Source organism: Phaeobacter sp. CAU 1743, from assembly GCF_039839315.1.
In the GTDB taxonomy this organism is placed as follows: Bacteria; Pseudomonadota; Alphaproteobacteria; order Rhodobacterales; family Rhodobacteraceae; genus Phycobacter; species Phycobacter gallaeciensis_A.
Genome location: NZ_JBDOQR010000131.1, coordinates 1 through 5,356 on the forward strand (window position 1 = coordinate 1; position 5,356 = coordinate 5,356).

Sequence of the window (5,356 nt, forward strand, 5' to 3'; positions counted from 1 at the left end):
CTCACGGGCATGCTGGCTGCGGGTGAGTTCGGTCCAGGCCATCGTGGTCTCCGTTCAGTGTCGTACCCGAACAGAAACACAACCTCCTGAACTCACTCAATTAGTTTCAAATCGGGCTCTAAGGCCGGCTCCGGCGCTCCAGTTTTGCGAAAAATCTTACGCTGATCGATTTTCGCATCTCCCTTGCGCCTGAGACCCTGACGGTACCGGACCGGGCGGTCAGCTTATTAACCGCGTGACAATCCCCCTCAAACGCCTACGCAGCAAGCCCGCGCGCCTCTATGGCGCACTCGCCCTGAGGCGCCCCGTACCGGGACCACCCGGCCCGAAGCTTGCGAAAATCTAAGTGACTTCAAAATTCGCAAGAAAATGTAATGTTATCAATGCTCTAATTGCCTTTACTGTTGACACGCCCGCCCGCCTTCAGTAGGCTGCACGTCAATCGGAACACCCGCATTTCAGTTGGTCCTGTTCCGCCTATCAGAACACGAATGCCGGCGTTTCGCGCCGCGTGGCTCATGCCGCGCGCGGTGTCTTTTCGCCTGAGGAGAAGACAACCACATGCCTCTGCTCGCCGTCATCGCCGATCCGCATTTCGACAGCTGGAACAGGTGGACTGCGGACCCGCTGACGGCGACGGGGATGGACGTTGTGATTCATAAACACCAGCCCGATTTGCTGGTGCTTGCGGGAGACCTGTCAAACGATGCAGTGCGGACCTGGCCGACAATCTTTACGCGCCTCGAACGCCTCATCGCGCTGGAGAAGGTCGTTATCGTTCCCGGCAACCATGACTATTATTTCGGCCGCCTCGACGGGGAACACCTGATGCGTGAAGTGTGCTCCGATTTCGGTGTGCGCTTCGCTCAGAAGGAGGAGATACGGGTCGGTACCGCTCGGGTCCTCTGCTGCACGTTGTGGTCTGATTTCGCGCTGAACCGGGATGTCCGTGGCGCTGTCGAGACGGCCAGAAGGGTCATGAATGATTACCGTCAAATCAGGATCGGGGTGCCAGGCCTGCCGTTCATTCAACAGGAAACGCGTCTCATAACTCCGAGGGACGTACTAGCCGTGCATCTCGATCATCGGGCCTGGCTGGATGCCGCCTTACGCGAGCCCCATTTCGCCGGTGATTCAGGCAAGACCGTCGTCGTCACGCACCATGGGCCGAGCCCGGCAACGGCCGTCGGTGTTATTGATGCCCTCACGCCGAGCTTCCACTCAAATCTTGATGATCTGGTCTACGAAATGCAGCCCGATGCCTGGTTCTTCGGACACTCACACCGGCGATGTGGTGCGCAAGTAGGCCAGACCGTGATCAAAAACGTGTCGCTCGGATATCCTGAAGAACTGGGGACCCATGCACTGGAACTCGGGCCGCTAATGTTCTTTGAGACGGACTGAGCGGATGGAAACGAAACGACCCCTCAGGTCCGACCTTCTCCAGCCCGTCCAGCTCCGCCTGGACGGGCTCTTTGAGCGTATTCAGCATCTCGAGCGGGCCCTGGAGGAAGTTCCGGATGGCTTGTCTGACAACATACGGCGACGGCTCGAGCGCGCCGCACTCTTCCGCGGACTGAACGCGATTCAGCGCAGCTATGAGGCCATCGCGACGGTGCTGTGCCTCATACTAGACGGCAGTACGCCGGACGATGAGGAGAGCTGGTATGGTGACGCCCTAGACCAGCTCTCCGGGACCGGCTCAGGCCGGGTACCGGTCGTGCCGCCCGCACTGGCTGATCTTCTGCGTGTGGTCGGCGTCTATCCAGATTTTGACCCGGTCCTTGAGCTCGAACCGAATCTTGCAGTTCAGCGGCGGCGTCATGCGGCAGCCCTTCGAGCCGCCCCGATGCTGTTCGACGCTCTTACGACGCTGGACGCCCGGCTCATCAACGGCACGCTCCGGATCGGCTGCGCACCCGATCCGGAGTTCGTTGCTCAGCATCCGGGTCGCGTGGAGCGCGCCAGGGCCCGGGAACGAGCCCTCCGGCGCGCGCTAAGCCGCATCGAGGAGGCCTTCCAGGACCGGGGCCATTGTGTCGTGCCGTTCGGTTCAGTGGTCGAGCACAGAGTCCATGGGCGTTCCGACTTGGACCTGCTCGCCCCGGGAGAGGTGTCACGCGAGGATCAGAGAGTGCTCTGGAGCGTCGCGGAAGACGTCACGCGCGCGGAGGGCGTGGAATTCGATCTGCACTTCCCGGCGGTGTACGCCGGCGATTTTCTGGACCGGATCAAGGTGATCTTGGGCGGCAAGATCGCTCCCCTACGCGACCTCCTCGCGGCCGCGAGAGACCAGAAAACTCATGAAAAATAAGAGCCTAGACGATGGATTTTGACGATTATATAGACCCTTATCGGCCCTTCAGTGATGAAGTGGATACCCTTCTCGCTCTCTTCCACGATGACTCCCCGAACTGGACGGTTCAGCAGCTCACCCCCTGTTTTCGACATCTCCTAGAGGATTATGTCGAACGACTTCTGAACCGGCCCGCCTGCGAACGAGAGAAGCACGTCCACCAGTTTCTAAAACACGCCGCTCAACTCGGTTCCGCGCCGCCCTCTCAGGCAGAACTCGACCAAGCGCCGGTGCTGCACGGATGGTGCGCGGCCGTGCTGGGCAGCACACCGTTTCTAATCGGTCAGTCCACTGGACACCCTCTACTTCGACGGGGGGTCCGGACCCGCACATCGCCGCTTTTCCAGATCGCGCCGGACTACGCATGGGCGCGTACCTGGAACAGATATTACGCGCTGAGTGGGTATACGCCAGAGCTCCTCTTCAAGCTGCAAGCGGACGGCGTTGTCGCCGCAGATGTCCAGCTCATACGGCTCGATAGGAGCTCGTTGCACTGATGACGGATTCTGAAACGATGCGCACAGTAGAGCTTATCGAGAAATTACCACGTTCCGACACGTGGATGTGCTATATTTTGTTAGGGTATGGATGTATTTACATAGGTCAAACCGGCGCCGGTGAAAAGCGCTTTCACAGCACACTTCAAGAAAGGCCGTGGGCAATCAGTATCCGCTGGATAGATGTCCGAAAGCTTGGAATCCATGATAAATACGAAAGGGAAAATTTAGAAGCACAGGTGATTTTTAGAATATTCGAATCATGCGGCGAGTTAGGAGAAAAAGTCCACGTAACAAATAAAAAATTCACTCGATCACTAGGCCGATTCTCAAAAGAGAAAAACCCCGTGAATCTGGATAAAATTATTAAAGCTTTCATGGATCTCATCACGTCGCACAAAGACTCGCGTGGATACTACCTTATAGATAAGGAGGTCTCACATGACAATATGACAGACGAAGACACGCGGCAGCTATCACAAAAGCGGATGAGTAGAATAATGTCCGGCTATAATGGATTAAACCCGAAAAGCTTCACTTATTTTGAAATCATATTGCCCAACAATGCGAACTAACGATCTGGAAAATATTAATAGATGGATTTCGGGTGAATAACATTCTTTCAGATATTGACGTGATCGTGTTCGACGCGTTCGGAACACTCATCGAGATCACGGATAGGCGCCGACCTGTCGCGCACCTAAAGCGGAGAATGAGTCCTGAGAAGGTGAGCCTTTTTCGAAGGTTGGCGATGACCACAAACATGACGCTGCCCGCGATCGACGCTGAGATCGAGGGCGGGGCGACAATCGGGGACTTCGTCGTATCGCAAGCCGCAATCGCCCGCGAGGTTTCTTCGGTCCGTGTCCGTCCCAGGGTCCGGGAAATGCTCGCGGCCCTGCCGGTACCATACGGGCTGTGCAGCAACATCAGCGTCGATTACGTGTCGGCGCTGGACAGGTTCCCAGAAATCAAGCCGATGTTTCGGATCTTCTCATGTTTTTCCGGCTGTATGAAGCCAGACCCCCGCATCTATGAGCTGGTGCTTGAGACCTCTGGCGTATCAGCGGACCGCATCCTCTTCGTTGGCGACACCCCTGCGGCCGATATCGATGGGCCGGTCCAAGCCGGAATGCGCGCGATGCACATAGAGGATCTGATCGCGGCCCTCACCGGGGGAGGGGCGGGGACGGGCCGACCGGACACTTTCCTCAGAGCGTTTCGCGCGGCCCGAGGCTCCATTTCAAAGGACCTCGACATAGAAAGTTGACCGGTCAGAGTCCGCGTCGGCTCGTGATGGTACTGATGCGAAAAATGGTACCACCTTCGCGGCTATCAGGTCTGAGGCGCAGCAGTCCGCTGCCCCGTCTGCGAAACGACCCGTGGGTCGACAAGTATGTCATCTAGGGGGTGAGGATGCAGCTCATGCCAGCGCGCTTGCGCGGCGAACGCAACAGCGTTCTCTTCCACCCACCGACGACTACCTGCGGGCGCATTTCGTGTCGGAGCAGCGTGCTCCCTCGGCTTGTCGACCATACCCAACTCCTCCACGGCACTATGGGTGGAGTACTACCAAAGGGACCACTTCTGGAACCCGAAATCCGGTCTTGATGAGTTCTTATCCTGCCGATCACGTTGCGAAAAAATATTTCGCAACAACAACTTAGATGTGGAAAACCTCGAGATTCTCTTTGGCGCTTTCATGCTGTGAGGCCATGTTCTCTGCAGTGAGACACGAGGAGACGCCTATGGCTGACCGCAGCGGCGAATGCGAAAATCAAAACCGGGTAGGCTTTCACATGATGGGTATGCCGGTCCCGGCATCACTCAAAAGACCCGGCGTCATGTCCACAGCGGAGCTCGCCGCGTGGGCGCAGGTCGGGAAGAACATGGTCCCGAAGCTCGCGCGTCGGTTCGGCTTCCGAGAACTCACCGGGAACGCGAAACACCGTCGTTATTCGGTGCACGATGTCCTCAAGAAGGTTCTCGGGGTCACCCCTCAGACCCCGGAGGATCTGGAGCGTCTGCTGATCCCGCTTCAGAAGGCGTCGTGGGTGTCGCAGATGACCGGCCTCAGCGTGTCAGCGATCAGCGCCGGCGCTTGCGAAAAACGTGGCGTTCTCCCCTCTCCGATCGAGCTGACCGTTACTGGACAGGACCAGGCCCCGGCCCGGGGACGGCGCTGGATCCCGGCCCAGATCGAGGCGCATCTCCGGGGTGACCCGATCCCGTTTCTCGCACCCCAGACCCCGGACCGGAAAGCCCCGCTGAAGGGCGCCCAGGAACCGGCCTGTAACGTCTTCGCCGCGATCTGCGGCGCTAACGCCGAGGAGGCACTCCAACTCCAGCCGTAACGAACAGTCCCTGTCTTTCGGGGTCAGCAAGACAACGACCCCTCGTTACGGGTCGCCCGATAACGCCAGAAAAGCCCTGTAACGCCATAAGCTTAGAGACCACCGACCGATGATGCACACTACCCCCGCCGCGCCAACGATGAAAGATG

6 protein-coding genes are annotated in these 5,356 nt (G+C 58.1%); all 6 read left to right on the forward strand.

What is annotated here, in order from left to right; genetic code table 11:
* Window positions 1–561: 561 nt before the first annotated feature.
* The 6 genes from AAFO90_RS23835 (at window position 562) to AAFO90_RS23860 (ending at window position 5,207) form a co-directional block, all read left to right on the forward strand.
* Window positions 562–1,404 (forward strand): metallophosphoesterase, encoded by an 843-nt coding sequence (locus tag AAFO90_RS23835; protein ID WP_347511042.1) that lies wholly within the window; start codon window positions 562–564, stop codon window positions 1,402–1,404.
* Window positions 1,405–1,408: 4 nt separating this feature from the next.
* A complete protein-coding gene (locus tag AAFO90_RS23840; protein ID WP_347511043.1) occupies window positions 1,409–2,314 on the forward strand; it encodes a hypothetical protein in 906 nt (301 codons plus the stop codon).
* Between the two features lie 11 nt (window positions 2,315–2,325).
* Complete coding sequence (locus AAFO90_RS23845; protein ID WP_347511044.1) at window positions 2,326–2,853, forward strand: DUF6634 family protein; 528 nt, start codon at window positions 2,326–2,328, stop codon at window positions 2,851–2,853.
* Window positions 2,853–3,428 carry a hypothetical protein gene (locus AAFO90_RS23850; protein ID WP_347511045.1) on the forward strand — a complete coding sequence of 192 codons (576 nt, stop codon included), beginning with the start codon at window positions 2,853–2,855 and terminating at the stop codon, window positions 3,426–3,428. The genes AAFO90_RS23845 and AAFO90_RS23850 overlap by 1 nt, the downstream gene beginning before the upstream one ends.
* Before the next feature lie 32 nt (window positions 3,429–3,460).
* A complete protein-coding gene (locus AAFO90_RS23855; RefSeq protein WP_347511046.1) occupies window positions 3,461–4,123 on the forward strand; it encodes an HAD-IA family hydrolase in 663 nt (220 codons plus the stop codon).
* A gap of 478 nt (window positions 4,124–4,601) precedes the next feature.
* Window positions 4,602–5,207, forward strand: a complete 606-nt coding sequence (locus AAFO90_RS23860) for a hypothetical protein (RefSeq protein WP_347511047.1) — start codon at window positions 4,602–4,604, stop codon at window positions 5,205–5,207.
* The last annotated feature ends 149 nt before the right edge of the window (window positions 5,208–5,356 follow it).